Source organism: Streptomyces antioxidans, assembly GCF_000968685.2.
Lineage (GTDB): Bacteria > Actinomycetota > Actinomycetes > Streptomycetales > Streptomycetaceae > Streptomyces > Streptomyces antioxidans.
Map to the genome: position 1 here is coordinate 99,846 of NZ_LAKD02000040.1, position 23,724 is coordinate 123,569.

At 72.4% G+C, this 23,724-nt stretch carries 19 protein-coding genes and 1 tRNA gene; 4 read left to right on the plus strand and 16 right to left on the minus strand.

The features are described 5' to 3' along the window. Positions 1 to 69: 69 nt before the first annotated feature. The 9 genes from VT50_RS16545 to VT50_RS16585 all read right to left on the minus strand — a co-directional run bounded on the left by VT50_RS16545 (position 70) and on the right by VT50_RS16585 (position 10,336). Positions 70 to 894, minus strand: coding sequence for an HAD family hydrolase (locus VT50_RS16545; protein ID WP_046085485.1), 825 nt, complete (start codon positions 892 to 894; stop codon positions 70 to 72). Continuing rightward, positions 891 to 2,168, minus strand: coding sequence for a serine--tRNA ligase (gene serS / locus VT50_RS16550; protein WP_046085486.1), 1,278 nt, complete (start codon positions 2,166 to 2,168; stop codon positions 891 to 893). The genes VT50_RS16545 and serS overlap by 4 nt, the downstream gene beginning before the upstream one ends. 563 nt (positions 2,169 to 2,731) lie before the next feature. Next, entirely contained in the window at positions 2,732 to 3,667 is a 936-nt protein-coding gene (gene pheA / locus VT50_RS16555; RefSeq protein ID WP_046085487.1) for a prephenate dehydratase, read from the minus strand. Positions 3,668 to 3,829: 162 nt separating this feature from the next. Continuing rightward, entirely contained in the window at positions 3,830 to 5,095 is a 1,266-nt protein-coding gene (gene efeB, locus VT50_RS16560; RefSeq protein ID WP_046085488.1) for an iron uptake transporter deferrochelatase/peroxidase subunit, read from the minus strand. After that, positions 5,092 to 7,284: a copper resistance CopC/CopD family protein gene (locus VT50_RS16565; RefSeq protein WP_078840651.1), complete on the minus strand. Its 2,193-nt coding sequence runs from the start codon at positions 7,282 to 7,284 to the stop codon at positions 5,092 to 5,094. The genes efeB and VT50_RS16565 overlap by 4 nt, the downstream gene beginning before the upstream one ends. Positions 7,285 to 7,291: 7 nt before the next feature. Continuing rightward, the gene (locus VT50_RS16570; RefSeq protein ID WP_078840652.1) at positions 7,292 to 7,867 is read right to left on the minus strand and encodes a copper chaperone PCu(A)C; all 576 of its coding nucleotides are present in this window, start codon (positions 7,865 to 7,867) and stop codon (positions 7,292 to 7,294) included. After that, positions 7,864 to 8,523 carry an SCO family protein gene (locus VT50_RS16575; protein WP_046085489.1) on the minus strand — a complete coding sequence of 220 codons (660 nt, stop codon included), beginning with the start codon at positions 8,521 to 8,523 and terminating at the stop codon, positions 7,864 to 7,866. The genes VT50_RS16570 and VT50_RS16575 overlap by 4 nt, the downstream gene beginning before the upstream one ends. Positions 8,524 to 8,665: 142 nt before the next feature. After that, on the minus strand, positions 8,666 to 9,421 hold the full coding sequence (locus tag VT50_RS16580) for a YcnI family copper-binding membrane protein (RefSeq protein WP_420822197.1): 756 nt from the start codon (positions 9,419 to 9,421) through the stop codon (positions 8,666 to 8,668). Between the two features lie 96 nt (positions 9,422 to 9,517). Continuing rightward, the gene (locus tag VT50_RS16585; protein WP_046085490.1) at positions 9,518 to 10,336 is read right to left on the minus strand and encodes a hypothetical protein; all 819 of its coding nucleotides are present in this window, start codon (positions 10,334 to 10,336) and stop codon (positions 9,518 to 9,520) included. Positions 10,337 to 10,537: 201 nt separating this feature from the next. On the opposite strand from VT50_RS16585, the gene VT50_RS16590 reads away from it, so the two are divergent. Then, complete coding sequence (locus tag VT50_RS16590) at positions 10,538 to 11,041, plus strand: ATP-binding protein (protein ID WP_046085491.1); 504 nt, start codon at positions 10,538 to 10,540, stop codon at positions 11,039 to 11,041. Between the two features lie 105 nt (positions 11,042 to 11,146). Here the strand turns inward: VT50_RS16590 and pdxR are convergent, their stop codons facing one another. The 3 genes from pdxR to VT50_RS16605 form a co-directional block, all read right to left on the minus strand. Then, a complete protein-coding gene (pdxR, locus tag VT50_RS16595; RefSeq protein ID WP_046085492.1) occupies positions 11,147 to 12,622 on the minus strand; it encodes a MocR-like pyridoxine biosynthesis transcription factor PdxR in 1,476 nt (491 codons plus the stop codon). Between the two features lie 216 nt (positions 12,623 to 12,838). Continuing rightward, positions 12,839 to 14,335 carry an aminopeptidase P family protein gene (locus tag VT50_RS16600; protein WP_046085493.1) on the minus strand — a complete coding sequence of 499 codons (1,497 nt, stop codon included), beginning with the start codon at positions 14,333 to 14,335 and terminating at the stop codon, positions 12,839 to 12,841. A 131-nt stretch (positions 14,336 to 14,466) separates the two neighbouring features. Beyond that, on the minus strand, positions 14,467 to 16,149 hold the full coding sequence (locus tag VT50_RS16605; RefSeq protein WP_053048509.1) for a PP2C family protein-serine/threonine phosphatase: 1,683 nt from the start codon (positions 16,147 to 16,149) through the stop codon (positions 14,467 to 14,469). A gap of 581 nt (positions 16,150 to 16,730) precedes the next feature. Here VT50_RS16605 and VT50_RS16610 point away from each other — a divergent pair. Continuing rightward, complete coding sequence (locus VT50_RS16610) at positions 16,731 to 17,405, plus strand: bifunctional DNA primase/polymerase (RefSeq protein WP_046085494.1); 675 nt, start codon at positions 16,731 to 16,733, stop codon at positions 17,403 to 17,405. A 488-nt stretch (positions 17,406 to 17,893) separates the two neighbouring features. Here VT50_RS16610 and VT50_RS16615 read toward each other — a convergent pair whose 3' ends face one another. The 3 genes from VT50_RS16615 to VT50_RS16625 all read right to left on the minus strand — a co-directional run bounded on the left by VT50_RS16615 (position 17,894) and on the right by VT50_RS16625 (position 20,861). Beyond that, positions 17,894 to 18,862 (minus strand): DUF5926 family protein, encoded by a 969-nt coding sequence (locus VT50_RS16615; protein WP_046085495.1) that lies wholly within the window; start codon positions 18,860 to 18,862, stop codon positions 17,894 to 17,896. A 173-nt stretch (positions 18,863 to 19,035) separates the two neighbouring features. After that, on the minus strand, positions 19,036 to 19,887 hold the full coding sequence (locus tag VT50_RS16620; protein ID WP_240529189.1) for an ATP-binding protein: 852 nt from the start codon (positions 19,885 to 19,887) through the stop codon (positions 19,036 to 19,038). A 140-nt stretch (positions 19,888 to 20,027) separates the two neighbouring features. Then, entirely contained in the window at positions 20,028 to 20,861 is an 834-nt protein-coding gene (locus VT50_RS16625; protein WP_046085496.1) for a glycerophosphodiester phosphodiesterase, read from the minus strand. A 229-nt stretch (positions 20,862 to 21,090) separates the two neighbouring features. Here VT50_RS16625 and VT50_RS16630 point away from each other — a divergent pair, with 229 nt between their 5' ends. Further along, entirely contained in the window at positions 21,091 to 22,659 is a 1,569-nt protein-coding gene (locus VT50_RS16630) for a S1C family serine protease (protein WP_079343843.1), read from the plus strand. Between the two features lie 39 nt (positions 22,660 to 22,698). Then, a tRNA-Ser gene (locus VT50_RS16635) sits at positions 22,699 to 22,785 on the plus strand. Positions 22,786 to 22,928: 143 nt separating this feature from the next. On the opposite strand, the gene VT50_RS16640 is transcribed toward VT50_RS16635, so the two are convergent. Further along, positions 22,929 to 23,690 carry a GntR family transcriptional regulator gene (locus VT50_RS16640; protein ID WP_046085254.1) on the minus strand — a complete coding sequence of 254 codons (762 nt, stop codon included), beginning with the start codon at positions 23,688 to 23,690 and terminating at the stop codon, positions 22,929 to 22,931. Between the last annotated feature and the right edge of the window lie 34 nt (positions 23,691 to 23,724).

Genomic DNA, 23,724 nt, shown 5'->3' on the forward strand with positions numbered 1-23,724 from the left:
GCGGGGCCCGGATGCCGAGCCCGGATGCCGGGCGGTCCGCCGAGGCGGCCGCACCGGCATCCGGCCGTTTCACCCGCTCGCCGCCGCCGGGAAGAGCCGCTCCAGCACCACGGCGATGCCGTCCTCCGCGTTGGACGCGGTGATCTCGTCGGCGACGGCCTTGAGGTCCCGGTGCGCGTTCGCCATCGCGACCGCGTGCTTCGCCCAGCCGAACATCGGGATGTCATTGGGCATGTCGCCGAAGGCGATCGCGTCCTCCGCGGCCATCCCCAGCCGCCGCGCGGCCAACGACAGACCCGTGGCCTTCGTCAGGCCCAGCGGCAGCAGCTCCACCAGCCCGGTGCCTGCCATCGTCACCCCGACCAGCCCGCCGGCGGCCGTCCGCGCGGCGTCCGCGAGCGCGTCGTCGCCCAGCTCCGCGTGCTGGATGTAGAGCTTGCTGACGGGCCGCGACCACATCTCGGCCGACTCCGTGAACGGCACCAGGGACATCCCCTCGTGGTCCATCCGGTACCCCTCGCCGAACAGCACCTCGCCGTCCAGCCCGTCGCGGGCCGCGGCCAGGAACAGCGGGCCGACCTCCGCCTCGATCTTCTCCAGCGCCAGCTGCGCCACCTGGCGGTCCAGTGTGACGGAGGTCAGCAGCCGGTGCTCACCCGCGTGGTAGAGCTGTGCGCCCTGGCCGCACACCGCGAGCCCCTGGTAGCCGAGGTCGTCGAGTATGTGCCGGGCCACCGGGACGGTCCGCCCGGTGACCACGATGTGCGCGGCGCCCGTCGCGGTGGCCGCGGCGAGCGCGTCACGGGTCCGCGCCGAGACGGTGTGGTCGGGGCGCAGCAGCGTCCCGTCGAGATCGGTCGCGACCAGGCGGTACGGAGGGACGCCGCCGCTCACCGGGTGACCGGTTCCAGGACCTCGCGCCCGCCGAGGAACGGCCGCAGCGCCTCGGGCACCCGCACCGAGCCATCGGAGCGCTGGTGGTTCTCGAGGAGCGCGACGATGGTCCGGGTGATCGCGCACAGTGTGCCGTTGAGCGTGGCCAGCGGACGGACCCGCTTGCCCTCGCGCATCCGGATCGACAGCCGCCGCGACTGGAACTCGGTGGTGTTGGAGGTCGAGGTCAGCTCGCGGTACTTGCCCTGGGTCGGGATCCACGCCTCGCAGTCGAACTTCCGCGTGGCCGACGAGCCCAGGTCACCCGAGGCCAGATCGACCACCCGGAACGGCAGCTCCAGCGAGGTCAGCCACTGCTTCTCCCACTCCAGCAGCCGCTGGTGCTCGGCCTCGGCCTCCTCCGGCGTCGTGTAGACGAACATCTCGACCTTGTCGAACTGGTGCACCCGGAAGATCCCCCGGGTGTCCTTGCCGTACGACCCGGCCTCGCGGCGGAAGCAGGAGGAGAACCCGGCGTAGCGCCGCGGCAGCTGGTCCGCCTCCAGGATCTCGTCCATGTGGTACGCGGCCAGCGGCACTTCGGAGGTGCCGACCAGGAACAGGTCGTCCTTGTCAAGGTGGTAGACGTCCTCGGCGGCCTGGCCGAGGAAGCCGGTGCCCTCCATGGCCTTCGGCTTGACCAGCGCCGGGGTGAGCACCGGGGTGAAGCCCGCCGCGGTGGCCTGCGCCATCGCCGCGTTCACCAGCGCGAACTCCAGCAGGGCGCCGACGCCGGTCAGGTAGTAGAAGCGGGAGCCTGAGACCTTGGCGCCGCGCTCGGTGTCGATCGCGCCGAGCAGCTCGCCGAGCTCCAGGTGGTCCTTGGGCGCGAAGCCCTCGGCCTCGAAGTCGCGCGGGGTGCCGACGGTCTCCAGGACGGAGAAGTCGTCCTCACCGCCGACCGGGACCTCGGGGTGGACCAGATTGCCCAGCTGGAGCAGGAGCCGCTGGGTCTCCTCGGCGGCCACGTCCTGCTCGGCGTCGGCCGCCTTGACGGCGGCGGAGAGCTCGCCCGCCTTCTTCAGCAGCTCGGCCTTCTCGTCACCGGAGGCCTTGGGGATGAGCTTGCCGAGCGCCTTCTGCTCGGCGCGCAGTTCGTCGAAGCGGACACTGGAGGACCTCCGCCGCTCATCGGCGGTCAGGAGCGCGTCGACGATGCCGACGTCCTCTCCACGAGCGCGCTGGGAGGCGCGCACACGATCGGGGTCCTCACGGAGCAGGCGAAGGTCAATCACCCCCCCAGGTTACCGGTGTGACCTCGGGCGCTCGACGCGATATTCCTTTGCGTCCCATTTTGCCCCCTTTTGGGGCTGTGGGTAAACCGGGGAATTCCTGTGACGGCCACCGTCAAGGAATACCTCCGCATTCCCCGAAAAGGGGCAAAGAGGTGGCGCCGGGTCGACCCTTTTCCCTTGTGCGCGGGGTGAGTTGGGGCTCGGTTGTCCACAGGTGCTGGGGCAATCCCCGAAGTTATCCACAGGCTGTGTGTGAGATCTGTGGATGTCGCAGTGATCATTAAGACCGCCCAGATGCTCGGCGATGGATTCCCCTATCAAACCGCGTTCACACACCCCACAAGAGAGGAATCCCTCACTCCAAAGAGTTGGTTGAGCGAATTGGGGTGACAGGTGAGTGATGTTCCGTAGCGGAGGTGAAGGAGGGGAAAGTTGCGATGTGCCCACTGTGTCCGATGGAGGATGTCGACTTATCCCCAGCGCGGGGCGTCAGCCTGTGGATAACTTTTCCGAGCGATTCGGTTGACGGGCTCCGGGGGCAGGTCCGACTGCTCAAGCGTGGCTCAGGCCCGGCCGTCCTGGCAGCGGGCCAGCCACTCCGCCGCCTCCGTGAACGCCTCGTCCGACGTCCCGTGCCGCAGCGGCGCCACATCGTCGGCCGTCGCACCCGCCCGGGGGTACGAGCCCAGGAACCGCACCTTCGGGCAGATCCGCTTCAGCCCCATCAGGGCCGACCCCACCCGCCGATCGGTGATGTGCCCCTCGCAGTCCACCGAGAAGCAGTAGCGGCCGATGCCCTCGCCGGTCGGGCGCGACTCGATCCGCATCAGGTTGACCCCGCGCGCGGCGAACTCCTGCAGCAGCTCCAGCAGCGCGCCCGGGTGGTCGTCACCGAGCCAGATCACCACGGAGGTCTTGTCCGCGCCCGTCCTGGCGGCGGGCCGGGCGGGCCGTCCGGCCAGCACAAAGCGGGTCATCGCGTTCTGCGCGTCGTGGACGTCGGTGACCAGCGGCTCGAGACCGTATCTGGACGCCGCGAACTCGCCCGCGAACGCCGCGTCGTACCGCCCCTCCTGCACCAGCCGCGCACCGTCCGCGTTCGAGGCGGCCGACTCCCACACGGCGTCCGGGAGGTTCGCCGCCAGCCAGTTGCGCACCTGGGGCTGGGCCACCGGGTGCCCGGTCACCGTCTTGATGTCCGCGAGCGCGGTGCCCGGCCGCGCCAGCAGCGCGAAGCTGATCGACAGCAGCACCTCGCGGTAGATCATCAGCGGTTCGCCGGTGGCGAGCTCGTCCAGGGTCGCGGTGACCCCGCCCTCGACCGAGTTCTCGATGGGCACCAGGGCGGCCGCCGCGGCCCCGGAGCGCACCGAGTCGAGCGCCACCGGCACGGAGACCATCGGCACCAGCTCCCGGGTGGCGGCCTCCGGCATCGACCGCAGCGCGGCCTCGGTGAAGGTGCCCTCGGGGCCGAGGTAGGCATAGCGGCTGGCCGACATCACGGTCGCTCCCTGTGATCAGACGAGACCGCCACGATACTCGCGTCCGCGGGGCCCGCGGGCTGGCCGGTCGGTCCGTGGACGCGGTGGGCCGGGGGCCGTGGGGGCCAGGGGCCGCGAGGGCCGGGACCGCGGTGACCGGGGGCGGCTCGTCCCCGTCTCCTATCCCTCCAAGAGTGCCTGACCCACGTACTCCCCCGGAGCGCAGCCCGGAGGCACCGCGAACAGCGCGCTGGCCTCGTGCCGCAGGAACCGCGACAGATCGTCGCCCAGGTCCAGCTTCCGCTGCACCGGCACGAACCCCTTCATCGGGTCCGCCTGCCAGGCGATGAAGAGCAGCCCGGCGTCCGGCGCCCCGTCGTCGCGGAAGCCGTCGTGGTACGAGAAGGGCCTGCGCAGCATCGCGGCGCCCTGGTTGGACGCGGGCGCCGCGACCCGTACGTGGGCGGCGCCCGCGATGGCCAGCGCACCGTTCTCGTCGACCTTGTCGAGCTGAACGGGGGTGCTCTCGGTGCCGCCGGACAGCGGGGCGCCGTCCGACTTGCGGCGGCCGACCACCTTCTCCTGCCGCTCCGGGGAGAGGTGGTCCCAGGAGTCCAGCAGCATCCGGACACGCCGGACGACCGCGTAGGAGCCGCCCGCCATCCACGCGGGCTCGACCCTCTCCGGTACGAAGATCCGCCGCTCGAAGTCGTCGTCGGAGGGCTTGGGGTTGTTGGTGCCGTCGATCTGGCCCATGAGGTTGCGGGTGGTCATGGGGCGGGCGGTGGCGCCGGGGGACCGGTTGAAGCCGTTCATCTGCCAGCGCGGCCGGGCCGTGTCCGCGGCGTCGCGCTGCAGGGCGCGCAGCGCGTGGAAGGCGACCAGCGCGTCATTGGCGGCGATCTGGATCCACAGATCGCCGTTGCTGCGCTTGGGGTCGAGCGCGTCCGAGACGAAGTCGGGGAGCGGGGCCAGTGCCTCCGGCAGCTGGTCCCCGACCCCGGCCTTGCCGAAGAAGGTCCGGCCGAAGCCGAAGGTGACCGTAAGGGACGAGGGACCGGCGTCGAGCGCGATCCCGGTGTCATCCGGCGGGGCCTCGCCCGCCATCAGCTCCTTTGCCGTCCGCGACCAGCGGCGCAGCAGTGCGGCGGCCGCCTTACGGTTCGCACCGGGCGCCAGGTCGAAGGCGAGCAGATGGCCGTGGGCCTGGAGGGGGGTGGTGATGCCCGCCTGGCGCCTGCCGTGGAAGGGCACGGCGGTCGCGCCCAGCGAGCTGAGGGGCGCGGGCGCCTCCCGCGCCGCCTCGGACGCGTAGGCTCCGGCGGCTCCGCCGGCGACCAGCCCGGCCGCTCCGGCGGCGCCCGCCGAGCCCAGCAGGCGCCGCCGGGAGATGCCGGACGGGGGTGGTTGCGCTGTGGTCGACGAGGGTGCTTGCTCTGTGGTCATTGAGCGACTTTCACGTTCCTGGTCTCCGTCACCTGGTCGATGTCGGAGGTTCGTACGGTCAGGGAGAGCTGCCAGGTGCCCGCCATCGGGAGCTGGACGGTCTTGGCGCTCCAGTGCCCGGTCGAGAGGCGCTCGAGCGGGATGCGCAGCGGTCCGATCCCCTTGCCCTTGAGCGTCAGCGACAGCTTGACCTCGGGCACGTCCACGGGGCGGTCGGCCAGGTCGGTGGTGAAGACGTGCAGCGTGTTGTCACCCGGCAGGGCAGGGTCGATCATCACCACGGCCTTGCCGCGGCCGCTTTTGGGACCCGTGTCGTAGGGGATCAGCACGCTCACCGGGTCGACGTTCAGCTGCCCGCCGGGCTTCGCGGCCCGGGCGCTGGCCTGCTCGGTCTCGGCCCGGCCCGGCTGGGTGCCGCTGAGCACGGTGGCCACCGCGAGCAGCACGACGGCCACGATGGTCTCGGCGATCACCGACCGGCGCAGCCCGCTGCGCTCGCGGTCGGCGTCGCGCTCCCGCAGGGTGGCGGTCTTGTCCTTGGCGGCCCGCTGCCGGGCGAGCTGGGCGGCGCGCACGGGATCGTCGTCGGCGGCGCCGGTACGGGAGTCGCGGCCGGTTCCGTCGCCGGACTCGGTTCCGTCACCGGATTCGGTTACGGCGTCGGCAGGGGCGTCGGCGGACGTGTCGGCAGGAGCATCCGCAGGGGCGGCGTCGGGAGTGTCGACCACCGCGTCGGCCGCACCGGTACGCACCGGCCGCGCGGCGGTCACCGCCGCCTTGCCCCCGGCCGTGGCCACGACATCGGCCTCGGCATCACCCTCCGCCGCCTCGGCCTTCCCTCTCTCCGCGTCCGCACCGACCTCCGCGTCCGCCTCGCCCCCGGCCGCCTCCGCGGTCTCCGCGGTCTCCGTAAGGCGCCCGGTCCAGCGCCGCGAGACGGCGGCGATGCCCACGAGCACCGCCATCAGACCCACCTTGACCAGCAGCCATCGCCCGTACTCGGTATCGCTCAGCGCGCCCCAGGAGCCCACCTGCCGCCACGACTGGTACAGCCCGGTGACCACCAGGGCGACGACCGAGCCGAAGGCCAGCCGTGAGAAGCGGCGCACGGCGGCCCGCTCGATCGGCTCGCCCGCCCGGAGCGTCACCGCGAGCGAGGCCAGACCGCCCAGCCAGACCCCGACCGCGATCAGATGGATCACGTCCACCGGCATGGCCAGCTGCCGCTGCAGGCCCACCGAGGCGTGCTCGGCCATCGCCCAGGTCGCGGCGAGGCCCACCGCCATCACCGTGCCGCCGAAGCCGAGCCCGAAGGCGAGGTCCTGGCGGCGCCGCGCGTCCGCCTCCCCCTCCCCGGTGCGCCGGGTGTACGAGCCGAAGAGGACGGCCAGGAAGACCGCCGCCGCGCCGAGCAGCAGCAGCCGCGACAGCAGCGCCGCGCCCGGCTTGGTGGACAGCACATCGCCCAGCCTGCCGAGGTCGAGGATCCCGCCGATCCCCTCCCCGTCGGTATACGGCCCGCGCAGCAGCAACAGCAGCAGGCTGGAGGTGAAGACCGTCACCCAGCCGCCCACCGCGATCTTCCGCACCGGGCGTGAGGACCGGCAGAGCCCGGCGAACACACAGCCGCCCACGAGCGCCGCGAAACCGCCGTAGGCGGCGTACCGGCCGATCCCGTAGAGCGTGCCGACGGTGGCGTCGGACGCCTCGCCCGTGGGCACCTTCGCCGTGGTCTTGGAGGGGGCGCCGATGGAGAAGGTGAACGCGCCGCTCACCGGGTGGCTGTCCTCCGAGACCGCCTTCCACGCCACGGTGTAGGTGCCGTCCGGCAGTCCGGAGTGCAGCCCGGCGGCGGCGGTCGACGACTTGCCGCCGACATGGGCGGTCTTCCCGGTGTCCACGCGCTTGCCCTTGGGGTCGAGCACGCGCACCGAGTCGCCGGAGAGCAGCACGCCCTCCGAGAAGTTCAGCGTGACCTCCCTGGGGGCGGTCTTCACCACCGAGCCGTCGGCGGGGTCGGTCGAGGTGAGCGCGGCATGCGCCGACGCGGAGCTCGCGCCCACGCTCAGCGCGCACAGCAGCGCGGCCAGCAGGGTGCCGCAGATCGCCGTCAGCCGCCGGGCGGTCGCGGTGGTCCGGGTGGGAGTCGCGGTGGGTCCGGCGGGGGCCAGGGAGGTCAGCGAGGGCATCGGGGCGTCAGTCCTTGGGGCGGTACGTCGTCGGCTCGACCGGGACTTTGATCTCGATGGGGTCGGAGGTGGCGAAGTGCAGGGTGAAGCTGACCTTCTCACCGACCTTCGGCCGGTGGGTGAGGTTTGTCAGCATCAGATGATCTCCGCCGCTGGTCAGCTCGAGCCGGCCGTCGGCCGGGACATCGAGCGAGCTCACCTGCTTCATCCGGGTGCCCTTGGTGGTGTGCAGGGTGACCTCGGAGGCGAGCGGGGTGGTGACGGACGTCAGCTCGTCGGCGCCGCCACCGGCGTTCCGTACGGTCAGATAGCCCGCCGCCATGTCGTCCATGGGCGGCTGCGAAACATAGGCACCGCTCACGGACAGCTTCGGGGCGCCCTTGTGGCCCGCGTGGTCCCCGCCGTTCCCGCTGCCGCCGTCGTCGCTCCCGCAGGCGGCGAGAGCGGCGGACAGGCCGACGGCGAGGACCACGGCGGCCGCCTTACGGACGCCAGGACCGGTCGCGTTACGGCTGCCGGGGCCGGTCGTCTTACGGAGACCAGGACCGGCCACCTCACGGATGCCGGGACGGGCCGCCCTCATGGGTTCCGCCCCTCGATGATCTTCGGCAGATCCTTGGCGTAACGATCCGCCGTGGCCTCCGTCGTGTAGATCCAGTGGCCCTTGCCGTCCTTGGGTGAGAAGCCGATCACCTCGGCGCCGTGGCTGACGGTGATGCTGCCGTCCTTCTCCTTCTTCGGCTTCTCGATGTAGATGCCCAGCGGGCGCGCGGCGGCCTCGATGGTGTCGAAGTCGCCGGTCAGGCCGACGAAGTCGGTGCCGCCCTGGGCGTCCAGCCAGGAGCGCATCCGCTTCGGGGTGTCCCGGGCGGGGTCGGTGCTGACGAAGACGACCCGCAGCTTCTCCCGCTCGGCCTTGGGGAGCTTCTTCACGGCGATGCCGACGTTGCTCATGGTCAGCGGGCAGACGTCGGGGCAGTGGGTGTAGCCGAAGAAGAGCAGCGTGGGGCGGCCTTTGGTCTCCTTCAGCAGGTCGTACTTCTCGCCGTCGGTGTCGGTGAGGACGAGGTCCGGCTTGGCCTTCGCCCGGTCGAGGACGATGGCCCGCCCGGACTTCTGGCCGCCCTTGACCTCGGCGGCGGCGTTGTCGCCCTTGCCCCCGTCGTCCGAGCCGCCGCAGGCGCTGAGGGTGAGCGCGGCGGCGGTGACGAGCGCGGTGGCCAGGATTTTGGTGCGCATGGAGCTGTTCTCCCAAGAGGGGGGTGGATCGGTGGCGCGCGGGGCGGCGGGCACGGGGCCCGCCGCCCCCACCGGGATCACGCGGTCGTTTCAGGACCCGTGGTCACCGGCGGTCGCGCGCATCCGGTCGTGTGGTCGGCGGTCAGGCGGAGCGGCGGCGGCTGGCGACTACGCCGAAGACGACACCGGCGGCCCCGATGACGATGCCCGCGATGCCCAGCACCCGGGCCGTGGTGTCGCTGCCGCCCTCGTCGTCCGAGGCGTCCTCCGAGGCGTCCTTGGCGGCGGAATTCTCCGCTCCGGCCTTCTCCGAGTCCTTGTTCTGGCCGGACGCCGCGGCGGCGCCGTCCGCGCCCTCGGCCGGGGCGACCAGCTTGAGCACCGGAGCCGGGTTCTCGGGCTCGGCGGCGCCCTCCTTGGGCTCCTCGATCCAGCGCACGACCTCCTTGTTGTCGTACGTCTGGAGGGCCTTGAAGGCGAGCTGGTCGGCGTCCTCGGGCAGCTGGCCGACCGACACCGGGAACTGCTGGAACATCCCCGGCTCGATCTTGCCGCCGGTCCAGGTGACCTTGGTGACCGCCTCGGTCACCTTCTCGCCGTGCATCTGGATGGGCTTGGGGAGCTTGGACTTGGTGACCTTGACGTCCCAGCCGGGCACCGGCTGGGGCATCACCGAGGCGAGCGGGTGGTCGGCGGGGAGGGTCACCTCGAGCTTGACGGTGGAGGAGTCGTCACGCTCGTTGGGCACCTTGAAGTTGATGGTGCTGTAGCCGCCCTTCTCGGCCTGACCGGGCTGCACGCTCACGTGCGCGAAGGCCGGGCCCGCGGTGAGCAGCACCAGGCCGCCCGCGGTGAGGCATCCGAGGACCGGCAGACGGCGGAGACGCATGGCGTTCATGTCAACACTCCAGGAACAGGAATGATCAGATGGGTGGGCGCGCGTGCGGCGACGTCGCGGCCGCCCTCCGGTCCCGCTGGAGGAGCGTCGCGTCGGTCAGGCCGCGAGGTCGCACACCGGCGGTCCCCGCCTGATCACGCTGTGCTGGAGGACCAGGGCCGTCGACCCGCCCTCGTCCCGCTCGGCCGTGCGCGGACGGCACGGCCCGCCGTAAGGCGCCTGCGAAGGGGCCAGAAGTACCCGTACGAGCCTCAGGGCGGTGCGCAGCGCCCGTACGAGCGCGGCCTCCGCGACCCCGCGGGCGCCGTCCACCGACAGCCGCACCGCCCGCCATACGGCCATCTCGCCCCGGCGCAGCAGCCAGCCGATGGCCAGCGCGGCGAGCAGATGGCCCAGGGTCATGGGCAGCGACGGCAGCAGGCCCTCCATCCCGGCCGCCTGCCCCGCGGGGGCGGTGGACGACGGCATGGTGTGCACGCCGCCGTGTGCGGCGGACGGGTCGATGCCCGCGTGGGCGACGATCCGGTGGGCCGTCGCGGCGTCGGGCCGTCCGGGGCCCGACGCGCACAGCAGCCTGGCGGCCAGGCCGATCACGTGACCCTGGGCGGCGTCGGCCCGGTGGGCGGCCTCCCCGGCCGCCGCGGCCCGGCCCTGCCCGAACGCGAAGAGCGCGTGCAGCGCCAGCTGCCCGACGGCCAGCAGCGCCGCGATCCCGGGCAGCGACCGCTCCCGCCCGGCCAGCGACAGCGCCACCGTGAACATCGCCGCGCAGCCCACGCCCAGCGTCCACAGCGGCACGGTGGCGCAGGAGCCCAGCACATGCCCCGCCGCGGACAGCACGACGCAGACCGCGGTGAACACCGCGGCCCGCAGCATTCGCAGATCGGCGCCGGCACGGGCGACAGGGGAAGCCATGGCCGCGCCATCATCCCACCGCGTGGACGCGTTCCCTACGGCGGGTGGGGCGTACCGGCGCACACCAGGACAGGCCCATACACCGGTTCGCGCATCGAGCGCGTCCGCTGAATGAGCGGAGTCACGTCGATAACACGCTTACGGACCATGGACCCAGGCAATACGTAACGGTATGTCGAGCCGCGGCCGGGAGGCTGGAGCATGAGCATCTGGTGGTCACTCCATTTGCCCCGCGAGGCGGCGAGCGTTCCGCTCGCACGACGACTGCTCCTCGGCACCATGGAGACGGCCGGAGTGGATCCGGAGATCTCCTACGATCTGTCGGTCGCCCTCTCCGAGGCGTGTGCGAACGCGGTGGAGCACGGGGGCCGCGACGGCGCGGGCGGGGATTACCGGGTCACGGCCTACATCGACGGCGACACCTGCCGCATCGAGGTCACCGACTCCGGTCCCGGCTTCGCCGGACGCGGCACCGTCCGCCGCGAGGCCCGCACCCGCAGCGAGCGGCGTCCGGCGGGCGCGCCGAGACCACAGCAGCCGCGCGGTCCGGCCCCGCCACAGGCGGAGCACGGACGGGGGCTCTTTCTCATCGAGGCCCTTACCGACCATGTCCGCTACCGCGACCGTCCGGGTCGCGGCGGGGTGGTGGTGAGCTTCGACAAGATCCTCAAGTGGCGTGAAGGGGCGCTGCTCAGGGCGTCATAACCGCCCCTACGCCGAGATCCGCCGGAACGTCAGACAGCCGCCGCAACGTACAGGCACGCGCCGGGACGTCAGGTGACCGTCTGTGCGGCGCCCTGTGCGGGCACCTCAGGTGGCCGTCCGTCCGGGCGGCAGGGCGCGGCACAGCGCGTCCAGCGCCTCGGTGAACGAGTGCTCGGGCGGGGCCGCGTAGCCCACCACGAGCCCGTCGCGATGGGGTGTGGTGGCGTCCGGGTGGCGGTAGCCGCCGAGGCCGTCGAGCGCCAGCCGCTGGCGGGCGGCGGCGCGCAGGGCGGAGCGCTCGGTGCCGGGCGGCAGCTCCAGCACCGCGTGCAGACCGGCCGCGATCCCCGCGACGCGGACATGGGGCGCGTGTTCGGCGAGGGCGGCGACGAGCCGGTCCCGCCGACGGCCGTAGTGCTGGCGCATGCGGCGCACATGGCGGTCGTAGCCGCCCGATTCGATGAAGTCCGCGAGGGTCAGCTGGTCGAGGACGCCGGTCCAGCCCTCGTGCTCCCCCTTGGCGGCCAGCAGGCCGTCGACCAGATGGTCGGGCAGCACCATCCAGCCCAGCCGCAGCGCCGGGGAGAGGCTTTCGCTGACCGAGCCGAGGTAGAGCACCCGGTCGGGGTCGAGGCCCTGGACGGCGCCCACCGGACGGCGGTCGTAGCGGAACTCCCCGTCGTAGTCGTCCTCCAGCACCAGGCCGCCGCTCTCCCGCGCCCAGGCGACGGCCGCGGCCCGCCGCCCGGGGCGCAGCGGACCGCCGGTCGGGAACTGGTGGGCGGGGGTGAGCAGGGCCGCCCGTACGCCGTCGAGGTCCGCCAGTCCCTCCGTGAGGGCGCCATCGGCGTCCAGGGGAAGCGGGACCGTACGGATTCCGGCGGATCTCAGCAGCGAGCGGTGGAAGGCGGGGCCGTAGGACTCGACGGCCATCCGGGGCCGCAGCAGCCGGGTGTCGCTGAGCAGCCGTACGGCGTGCGCGAAGCCCGCGCAGACGACGATCCGCCCGGGGTCGGTGCGTACGCCGCGGACGCGGGCCAGGTAGTCGGCCAGGGCACGGCGCAGCTCCGGGCGCCCGCGCGGATCGCCGGGGCCGAACGCCTCGTGGGGTGCGGCGGTCAGGGCGCGGCGGGCCGAGGCGAGCCAGGCGGTGCGGGGGAAGGAGGCGGCGTCGGGCTGGCCCGGGAGCAGGTTGTGCACTGGGTACGGGGCGGGCCGGGGCCCGCGGCGGCCACCGGTCGCCCCGGTCGGGGGCCCGCCGCGCTCCGGGCCGGGCGCGCGGCGCCGGGGCGGGGGCGAGGCGGGGCGGGGCGCCACCCGGGTCCCGGAGCCCTGGCGGGCGGTGAGCCAGCCCTCGGTGATCAGCTCGGCATAGGCGTCGGCGACGGTGTTCCGGGCGATGCCCAGGTCGGCGGCGAGGGAACGGTAAGGCGGCAGCCGGGTGTCCGGGGCGAGCCGCCCGTCGCGGATGGCCTCCCGGAGAGCGGCCATCAGGGCGGTCCTGCGGCTGCCCGCGCGGGTCAGCTCCAGATGGAGGTCACTGCCGAGGATCCGTGCCGAATTGACCCGTGAATCCGCCATGGAATCGCACTCTACAGAGGGTCGCTTAGCGGCCGGATTTCATTCCCGTGACGACACCGACAGCGACACCGATAGCGATACCGATACCGATTGCCACGACGAAGGCGACGACGGAAGAGACGGCGGCAGAGCGGCCCGTGGGGAGCGGCGCCGCCGCTCCCCACGGGCCCGGGCCACCGCACGATCGGGCGGTGGGCCGCCGCTGTGCGGCCCCCCTCAGCCGGTGAGGCGGGCCATCCACGCCTCGACGTCATCGGCGGTCCGCGGCAGCGCGGCCGACAGCACGCGGTTGCCGTCCTCCGTCACCAGGATGTCGTCCTCGATCCGTACGCCGATGCCCCGGTACTCCTCCGGCACGGTCAGGTCATCGGGCTGGAAGTACAGCCCCGGCTCGACCGTCAGGCACATACCGGGCTCCAGGGTGCCGTCCACATAGGTCTCGGTGCGGGCCGCGGCGCAGTCGTGGACGTCCAGGCCGAGCATGTGGCCGGTGCCGTGCAGCGTCCAGCGGCGCTGTAGCCCCAGCTCGAGCACCCGCTCGACCGGGCCCTCGACCAGGCCCCACTCCACGAGCTTGGTGGCGAGGACGTGCTGGGCGGCGTCGTGGAAGTCGCGGTACTTCGCCCCCGGCCGGACCGCGGCGATGCCCGCCTCCTGGGCCTCGTAGACCGCCTCGTAGACCTTGCGCTGCAGCGGGCTGTAGGTGCCGTTCACGGGCAGGGTGCGGGTCACATCGGCGGTGTAGAGGGTGGTGGTCTCCACGCCCGCGTCCAGCAGGAGCAGATCGCCGGAGCGTACCGGGCCGTCGTTGCGCACCCAGTGCAGGGTGGTGGCGTGCGGGCCCGCGGCGGCGATGGTGCCGTAGCCGACGTCGTTGCCCTCGACCCGGGCCCGGAGGAAGAACGTTCCTTCGATGTAGCGCTCCGACGTCGCCCGCGCCTTGTCCAGAACCTTGACGACGTCCTCGAAGCCGCGGACCGTCGAGTCGACGGCCGCCTGCAGCTGCTCGACCTCGAACTCGTCCTTGACCAGGCGCTGCTCGCTGAGGAATACCCGCAGCTCCTCGTCGCGCTCACCGGTGACCTTGTCGGTCAGGGCGGCCTCAAGACCGGCGTCGTGACCGCGCACGATACGGACGGGGCCGGTGGCGTCCCTGAGCTCGTCGGCCAGCTTGCGGACGTCCCTGGCGGGCAGGCCCAGCCGCTTCTCGGCCTCCGTAAGGCTGAACCGGCGGCCGACCCACAGCTCGCCCTGGCCGTCCAGCCAGAACTCGCCGTTCTCCCGGTCGGAGCGCGGCAGCAGATACACCGTCGCGGTGTGGCCGCCGCCCGCCTCGGGCTCCAGCACCAGCACACCGTCCTCGGTCTGGTCGCCGGTGAGGTACGCGTACTCGGTCGAGGCGCGGAAGCCGTAGTCCGTGTCGTTGGAGCGCGTGCGGAGATTCCCCGCGGGGATCACCAGGCGGTCGCCGGGGAAGCGCGCGGAGAGCGCGGCGCGGCGGCGGGCGGTGTGCGGAGCCTGTGCGATGGGCTCCAGGTCGTGCTGCTCGGTGTCCGCCCAGCCGGACTTCATGCTCGCGGCGAGCTCGTCGGAAACGCCTGGGTACAGGCCGTTCTTCCGCTGCTTGATGGGCTCCTCGCCTTCCGGGGTCTCCGGGGCTTCGGAAGTGGGCTCCTCGGTCACGTCTTCCTCCTCGAACTGGACCCCACCCATCGTATGTGCGGGGCCTGATGGCGCGAAGGGCACGAGGCCCCGGGCGACCACGGCTCCGGCGGGGGCGTGGCCGTGCTCGAGCCGCGACCGTAAGGGGGCCATGTGTCAGTCCGGCCGACGCGGGCCGCACGTCAGTCGAAGTGCGCCACGAGCAGGACGAGGTCTTCGGCGCCGTCCTCCGAGGGCCGCCCCGCGGAGGCCGCCGGACCGTCGGGGAGCACCGTACGGAGCACGTGGTCGGCGAAGGCGTCCGGGTCGCCGCGGACGCCCTTGGGAGCGCTCGACGCGGCCGTGTGCAACCGGGCGAACGCCCGGTCCATCGGCTCCCCGGTGCGGTGGAGCAGCCCGTCGCTGTAGAAGAGGAGGGTCTCCCCGGAGGACGGCGCGACCTCCACGCTGGGCGCCTCCCAGCACGAGAGCATCCCCAGCGGCGCGGACAGGGTGGTCTCCACGAACTCGGTGCGCCGCTCCCCGGTGAGCAGCGGCGGGCAGTGCCCGGCCCCGGCCAGCACCACTTTGCGCGTCCCTGGCTCGCAGTAGGCGAAGAGGGCGGTCGCGGAGCGGGCGGGCTCGGTGAGCCGCAGCAGCAGCTCCAGGTCGGACAGCACGGCCACCGGGTCCTCGCCCTCCATCACCGCGTACGCCCGCAGTGAGGCCCGCAGCCGCCCCATGGCGACCACGGCGCTCGGCCCGGAGCCGGAGACCCCGCCCACCGAGAGCCCGAGCGCCCCGTCCGGCAGCGGCAGCGCGTCGTACCAGTCCCCGCCGCCGTGCGGGCCGGGGTGATGGCGGACGGCCAGGCGCACCCCGGGGACGCGGGGCAGCCGGGTGGGCAGCAGCTCTTCGTGGACGGTCGCGACGGCGGCGCGGGCGCGGGAGAGCTCGATCAGCCGGGCGATATGGGCGGCGGCGTACTGGCAGTACAGGCCCACGAGATGGCGCTGGCGCTCCGCGGGCTCGGCGGGCTCGTCGTAGAGCCAGGCGGCTCCGCCGAGCCGCCCGGAGGGGCCATCGGCGCCCATGGCGGCCGTAAGGCCGGACGAAGGCGCGGCGGCCGGTGCCGTATCGCGCCCGTGGCCGGTGCCGGGGACGGGCGGGGCGTCGGTGACGCTCGTCGTTCCGGGGACGCCGGGGGTGCCGGGGGCCGGGTGGTCGACCGCGCCCGCGGGGGAGCCGGTGCCGCCGCCGGAGCCGTCCGCCCCGGGGGCGGACGGGGGGATGGCGGAAAGGCCGGGCGTGGTGCGCGGGGTGGCGCGGAACGGGTCCAGCGGTACGGCGTAGCTCGCGGCGAAGCCGAGCCGCGCGGCCACCTCGCGGTGGCGCGGGTCGAGGTCGGCCTCACCGGCGATATCGGGGTGGGTCACATCGGCGCGCCGCCCGCCCGCCGGCTCGGGCAGCCCGGCGCGCCCCTCGTCGTCCGGCTCGGGCAGCCCGTCCAGGAGGTGTCCCGCGGAGGCGGAGCCGCGCGGGATGGTCTCGATCTGGCCGAGGTCGGCGTGGCCGAGACCGAGCCCCACGGTGATGACCGGGCCGAGCCCGTCTGCCGGTTCGAGCGCCACCAGTCCGCGCCGGGCGCCGACCAGGGACGCGCCGGCGCGCAGCAGTTCGCGCAGCGCCTCGTCGAGGGTGTCGGTCCGGACCAGCCGTTCGGTCAGCTCATGAAGGGTGGTGAGGTCTGAGACCCAGCCCGCGAGCCGGTCCTGGACACCGGAGTTGGGCGCGGCCAGGGGCGGTGTGACGGGGTCGGAAGTGTGCGTGGGCGAGGGGAGGGAAGGATCGATTCCAGCCACTTTCGGCGCGTGGGGCGCGTTCATGGCCCACTGCCTTCACCCGCCGCGTCCGGCTCGCTCAATAGCATCGCAAACCCCCTGTCGTGCTGCGCCGCTACTGTGCCGCTACTGTCTCCAGATGTACACGGAGCGCAGATGCGATGTCCAGCATTGTCCCGGTGGTCTTGTTGGTGTCTGGGGGGAATTGAACTTGGCTGAAAAAAAGTCGTTAGGCTGTCCCTTCGAGGTCGACTGACGTCGTTCGACAGCGCGTCGTCTCCACCGCGGCGGGTACACATCGGAGGAGGGGCAGGGGCAGTTCGGATCGCCCCGGAACCCCGCGGCCGGTCCAGGCGTCATAGACCACAACGGCCGCGCCCATCCCCGTGTGGCGAGGAAGGCACCAACCGGACGGCAAGCGCCATGCGCGCGCCACCCCTCGCCACGTTCCACGCTCGGCCTGCGGCGTGATGCGCTGCCTTGTACGCGCAGTGACTTGTGATCCACCTGCTGTGACGGGCCGAACGATGCCGGACAGCGCCACGTAGTGCTAAGTGAAGTGCCATCTGAAGTGCGATGTAGTGCGACGGACAGCCCTCGGCGTTAACGGAAAGGAACGAGCGCTCATGCGCGAGATCCTCGGAAGGCGACGCAAGTTCTCGCTGCGGCGCGGCGCGCGGTCGCCGCTGCTGCGTGCGGCGCTCATCTGCGCCACCGAGTGGCAGTGGCCCGTGGTCCCTGGTGTCGGGCTCCGGTCCGGCGGCGGACGGCCGCGGGTATGTGGCTGCCCCGACCCGGAATGTGCAGTTCCGGGTGCACACCCGTTCGACCCTGTTCTCCTCGCCGCCACCACGGACGCGCGCATGGTGCGCTGGTGGTGGGGCAACCGGCCCTCCGCGCCCCTCCTGCTCGCCACCGGCGGCCACGCGCCCTGCGCGGTGAGCCTGCCCGCGGTCGCCGGGGCGCGGGCGCTGGCGGTCTTCGACCGGGCGGGTGTGAAGCTCGGCCCGGTGGTCGCCACGCCCACCCGCTGGTCGCTGTTGGTGGAGCCGTACTCCCTCGAAGACCTCGGCGAGCTGCTGAGCCAGCAGGACTGGGTGCCCAGCTCGCTGCGGTTCCACGGCGAGGGCGGCTATGTGGTGCTGCCGCCGTCGCAGACGGGCTCCGGGCGGGTGCGCTGGGAGCGGCCGCCGCCGCGGCGCTCCGGGCGGCCCTGGCTGCCCGAGGTGACCACCGTGGTGAACGCCTTGGTGGAGGCCAGCACCAGCGCTCCCGACGGAGGCAGTCGGCTCGCCTACTGAGGCGGGCCCCGGGTGCGGGGGTTCGGGGGCCGCTGAGCGCGGCGGACCGCTGGGCGTGACGCTCGCGGGTGTGTGAGGGCCCGGAGGCCGGGGAGGCGACTTCCTGGGCTCCGGGCCCGGCGCTTTTCGTGCGCGCGGGGCATTTCTCCGTGGGCACAGGGTTTCTCTGCGGGCACAGGCGCTTTTCGTGGGCGCAGGACGCCGAGGGGCTTCCTGCGCGGGTCAACTCCCCCGCTGCCGGGAGCAGTTGGTCCGTACCTGCCTCGCCGTCCCGCGCCGCTCCACGCCGCCGTCCGGACGCGGACATAGAAGCGCCCGGTCGCTGGCGACGGGGGATGCACCAGCGACCGGGCTTTTAGAACGGTAACAAGAGATCGGCCGATAGCAAATTCGATCGCGGATTTCCGGACGTCGATTTGCAGGGCGTAACGGTGAGTTGTGAGCGGCGTCACGTGTCCCCGCGACGCCCTCCGGCCGTCGGGGGGACGTCAGCTCAGCGTCACCTGACGGTTGGTGAGACCGCCCCGGGCGCGCCGCTGCTCGGGCGTCAGCGGGGCGTCGGACGCAAGCGCCTCCACAAGCCGTTCTGCGAGGTCCACGGCGGGCTTCTCGGTATCCTCGGCGCTCATCCCGCGTGGCAGATCCCACACCGGCACCGTGAGTCCATGGGCCCGGAAGGAACCCACCAGCCGGGTGTCCTCGCCGAGCGAGGAGGCACCCGCGGCGTGCAGCCGGGCGAGGGCGTCCAGCAGCTTCTCCTCGGGGTGGGACATCACCCAGCGCAGGTGGTTCTTCTCCGGCGTCTCGCACCAGTAAGCCGCCTCCACGCCGGTGAGCCGGGCGGTGGGGATCGCGGCCGCGTTGGCCCGTTCCAGGGACGCGGCGACCTCTCCCGTCGCGTTCGCGGCGTCCTCGAGCCAGAACTCGAACCCCTCGTGCAGGGTCGGCGAGAAAGTGCCCTTCGGGTCGAGCAGATCCTGCAGCCGCGGACCGTCGCCCGGAGCCCGTTCGGCGGTCACCGGGGTGCCCGGCTCGGCGGTCAGCGCGCGGCGCAGGGTGTCGGCCAGGTCGCGGCTGATGTCCCCGGAGGGCGTGTCGTTCTGGAGGCCGAGCAGCACGGTGCCGTTGTCGCGGCGCAGCGCGGGCCACGCCATGGGCAGCACGGTCGCCAGGGTGACCGAAGGGACCCCCTCGGGCAGCCCCTCGGCGAGGGTCAGTTCGACGGTCGCGGCGGGCACCAGCTCGCGCAGCGCCACCCAGTCGCATTCGCCGGGCAGTCCCTCGAAGGGGCGCTGCACCAGCTCGGTGACGGCGTGTGCGGCTTCCCTGCCGTGACAGGCTTTGTAGCGACGGCCCGAGCCGCACGGGCAGGGCTCACGGGCGCCCACCACAGGGATTTCGCCGTTGGCGACCCGTGGACCTGTGGCCTTCGTCTGGGGGCGGCGCTTCTTGGCCATGGTGAGGCTGTCTCCCGATCGTGCGGCTCAGGGCTTGCTCGTACGCCCGTGACGGTCTGCGTAAGGCCGCGGCGATGCTCTCCTTACGGCGCGTACGACACGGCGCGTACGACTGGTACGGGCGCGAGCCTAGCCCTTTGGCCGAACCGCGTCGGCTCCCTGCGCCGCGTCGGCTACGCGAGCTCGTCCAGATCGGCGAAGTCCAGCTCGCGATCGAAGTCGGGGTCGATGTTCGCCTCGACATTCGAGCCACGGCCGGGGCTCAAGTCGGCGTCGAGGCCCGAGCCGAGGCCGGGGACGGGGACGGGGACGGGGTCCTGGTCGGCGTCGAGATCCGAGCCGAGGTTCGCGTCGAGACCGGCCTCACGTCGCGTTTCAAGTCGCGCGTCGAGGCCCGGACGCGGCCCGGAGGCCAACTCCGCACCCACCAGGGCGGGACCCAGCTCGGAGCGGCCCAGCTCAGTGGGGCTCAGGTCCGTAGGGCCCAAGTCGGTGGGACCCAGCTCGGAGGGGCCTGGGCCGGCGGGACCCGGCTCGGTGGGGCCCAGGTCAGGAGAGAGAGCCGAGGGAATCGTGACGCGGCGGGCGAATTCATCGTCGGGTGGGAGAAGGGCCCATACGGTGACTTCACCGATGCCGTCCCGCACGCCCCATTCCTCGGCCAGCGATCTGATGATGTTCAGCCCGCGGCCGCCGCGTGCGGTCACTGACGGTTTGGCTGGAAGTGGCCTTGTGGGTCCGCCGCCATCCGTTACCTCGACCGTCAGCCGGTCGTCCTCGTCGATGGTCCATGCAGCCCGGACCGTGCCACCACCATGGTCGGAACGCCAAGGGCGGCCATGTCGCCATGCGTTGCTGAGCAGTTCTGAAAGGATCAATACAGCGTCGTCTATGACCGAATCCGATACCCCAGTCCTGCCCAAATCGACACGCATCCGCTGTCGTGCCACGCGGACGCCCGCAGGACCATGGGGTACGGCCATGGTCGACGACGTCGGCACCTGCCGTGCCACCACCAACGCCACCCCCGAAACCTCCTTAGCCCCACGCCACGGGTTGAATGCCCCGCGGCACTGGAGCGGAAACCGGCCAAGTGGCATCGCGTGACGCACTCGTCACGAATGAATACGTACCGAACGCGCCGGTGTACGCCTTGTAATGCCCATTATGAGCGTCCGAGTTGGGACAGTACCTGTTTGGGGCGATTGGTGATCAGCGCGTCAACCCCCAGGCGGACGCACATGTCGACGTCCTCCGGTTCATCGACGGTCCAGACGTGCACTCGGTGCCCCTCGCGCTGCAGCCGCGCCACATAGCCGGGGTGGTTGCGTACGATCCGGATGCTCGGCCCCGCGATCCCCACCCCGGGCGGCAACTGCCCGTCCCGGTGGCGCGGCAGTATGAACTGCATCAGGTAGACGGTGGGGATGGCCGGGGCCCCGCTGCGGATCCGGTGCAGGGAGCGCGCTGAGAAGCTCATCACACGGATGGGTGAACGTTCGCCGGGCGGCGGCGTCTCCAGGCCGAAGCGGCGCAGCAGCCCGAGCAGCCGGTCCTCCACCTGGCCCGCCCACCGGGTGGGATGCTTGGTCTCGATCGCCAGTTCGATGCGGCGTCCGGCGTCCGCGACGAGCTCCAGGAGCCGTTCCAGGGTGAGGACGGAGATGCTGTCCCGGCTGTCGCGGTCCGGCTCCTCCCTGTCGTTGGCCCGGCCCCGCCAGGAGCCGAAGTCCAGGGCCGCCAGATCGGACAGCTCCAGCGCCGAGACCGCGCCCCGGCCGTTGGAGGTGCGGTCGATGCGGCGGTCGTGCACACAGACGAGATGGCCGTCGGCGGTCAACCGGACATCGCACTCCAGGGCGTCGGCACCGTCCTCGATTGCCTTACGGTAGGCGGCCAGGGTGTGCTCCGGGGCATCCTCGGAGGCCCCTCGGTGAGCGATGACGGAGACGGTGTGCGGCCCGGGGCGGCCGTCCCGGGCGGGGTGCGCATAGGTCACCGCGTTATGGTGCCACCGCCCGGTGTGAGCCGGTGGACGCGGCCTCTCCGTTCGTTCGCACGGAATGGCGAGAGGGCGAATTGTCCGGGATAAAGGGTGGTAGTCCGCGGGGCTGTCGCTCCTTACGGCGGTCTGACGCGCTGTGGGAAAAGCTGACGACGTAAGACGTAACGGTAAGACGTACACGTGGGCCGTCGAGGAAATCTGTCGTGCACCTGAGGAGAGAGCTGTGAGCACCGAGAACGAGGGCTCTGCCGTTCCGCCCGCGCCCGGGCCGCATCCGGCCCCTCCGGGGCCGCACCCGACCCCGGCGGTGCCGCCCGCGCCGGACTACGAGCCCACCGCGGGCGCGCGGCCGGACGGACCCATAGGCACGCCCGACGCCGCGCCGTCGGCCGCGCCCCCCGCCCAGCCCCCGTCGGCGCCCCCGCCCGCGTCACCGGCCGCTCCCCCGGCCGTCTCGGCGTCGGCCGGTGCGGGCGACGGGTCAGGCGGCGGTGCCCACGGCCCCGGGCAGGGCCCCGGCCCGAACGCCGGGCAGTCCAGCGCGTGGTGGCCGGCCGAGGGCGGACAGCCGCACGGCGGCCAAGGCGACGGACAGGGTGGGCAGGGCGGCCCAGGCGGACCGGGCGGGCCGTGGGGGACCGCTCCCGTGCCGTCCTCCGGCCCGTCCGAGCGCAAGCCCCGCGGGCTGGTCGCCGCCGTGCTGGCCGCCGTCCTGGTGGCGGGCGCCATCGGCGGCGGGGTCGGCTTCTGGGCCGCCGACCGGGAGGGCGACGGCGACACCACCACCGTCTCCGCCTACGGCAACCCCAAGACCGAGAGCCGCGCGCCCGGCTCGGTGTCGAGCATCGCCAACAAGACCCTGCCCAGCGTCGTCACCATCGAGGCCCAGGGCGGCAACGGCGAGAGCGGCACCGGCACCGGCTTCGTCTACGACAAGCAGGGCCACATCCTCACCAACAACCACGTCGTCGCCTCGGCCGCCGACAACGGCAAGCTGACCGCCACCTTCTCCAATGGCAAGCGGTACACCGCCCAGGTCGTCGGCCGCGCCCAGGGCTACGACGTCGCCGTGGTCAAGCTCAAGAACGCCGCGGGCGCCAAGCTCGACCCGCTGCCCCTCGGCAACTCCGACCGGGTCGCCGTGGGCGACGCCACCGTCGCCATCGGCGCCCCCTTCGGCCTCTCCGGCACCGTCACCACGGGCATCGTGAGCGCCAAGAACCGCCCGGTCGCCTCCAGTGACGGAGGCGGCGGCAACGCCTCGTACATGAGCGCCCTCCAGACCGACGCCTCCATCAACCCGGGCAACTCCGGCGGCCCGCTGCTCAACGCGGACGGCGGCGTCATCGGCATCAACTCCGCCATCCAGTCCGCCGGCAACGGCAGCGGCCTCGGCGAGTCCCAGCAGTCCGGCAGCATCGGCCTCGGCTTCGCGATCCCGATCAACCAGGCCAAGAACGTCGCCGAACAGCTGATCAAGACGGGCCAGCCCATCTACCCGGTGATCGAGGCCACGGTCAGCACGAAGGACTCCACCAACGGCGCCACCATCGCCTCCAACGGCACCGGCGGCAGCCCCGCCGTCGTCCCCGGCGGCCCGGCCGACAAGGCCGGCCTCAAGTCCGGCGACGTGATCACCAAGCTGGACGACATGGCCATCGACAGCGGCCCCACCCTCATCAGCGAGATCTGGACCCACCAGCCGGGCGACAAGGTCACCCTCACCTACAAGCGCGGCGGCAAGGTATCCACGACGGAGGTCACCTTGGGCAAGCGCAAGGGCGACAGCTAACGCGCTAGGCTGATCCCCGCGCCATCACGAATGGCGCGGGGAGGCTTGCCCGAGCGGCCTAAGGGAACGGTCTTGAAAACCGTCGTGGCAGCGATGTCACCGAGGGTTCAAATCCCTCAGCCTCCGCAAGTGAACGGCCCCTGACCTGGCAAGACGGTCGGGGGCCGTCGCCATGCGCGCTACCCGCCGGAGACCGCCGTTCCCCATGATTCCCCGACCGATCGGGCACGGAAGGGGCACGGCTGGACACCGGCTGAGGGGCCCGCCGACTACCGATCCCGATTGATCGGAATCTCGTACACGATCTCGCAGTGAGCGGCGGGTACGACGATGTCCGCCGTCTCCACGGGCCGCCCCTGGTCGCTGTAGTACGTCCGGCGGATGTGTGTGACGAGGGCGGCCTTCTGGATGCCGAGAAGCGACGCCTCTTCGGCGGTCGCCTGCCGCGGCTCCGGCTGCTCCACGGCATGGCTGACGGTGATTCCGATGACGGCCATGCGATTGACGACGCCCGCCCCGGCGTGCGGCCCTCCCTCGGGGAGGACGACCAGCGTGCCAGCGGTGAGGTCGTACGGTTCCCAACTCGTCGAGAGCTGCACGGGCCTGCCATCGGCCAGGAACTCGTATGACGTCCGGACGCACAACTCGCCCTCGGCGATACCGAGTCGCGCTGCGATGTCCGCCGGGGACGGCACCTTGGCATCGGTCCGGCTCTCCCAGTCGCCGTGCTTGCCGACAGCCCTCATGTCGGCGCGGAACGGCGACCCTTCAGGCTGCTCGCGCGCCGATGACCGGACGACCCGCACCCGTTGCCGGGGTTCGGCAACGTACGTCCCCGAACCGGCTCGCCCCTCCAGCACACCCTGGGAGATCAGCAACTCCTGCGCCCGGCGGACCACGTTCTCGCCCACCCCGCACTCCTGGCCGATCTGGGCGCGGGACGGCAGGCGGTCCCCTGGCTCCCATACGTGCTCCGCGATCCGCCGCCGGAGCTCATCGGCGATGCGGAGATAGGGCGGCTGCTCAGGCATATGGAAAATCTAGTCCACTAGCTCTAATCTAGTT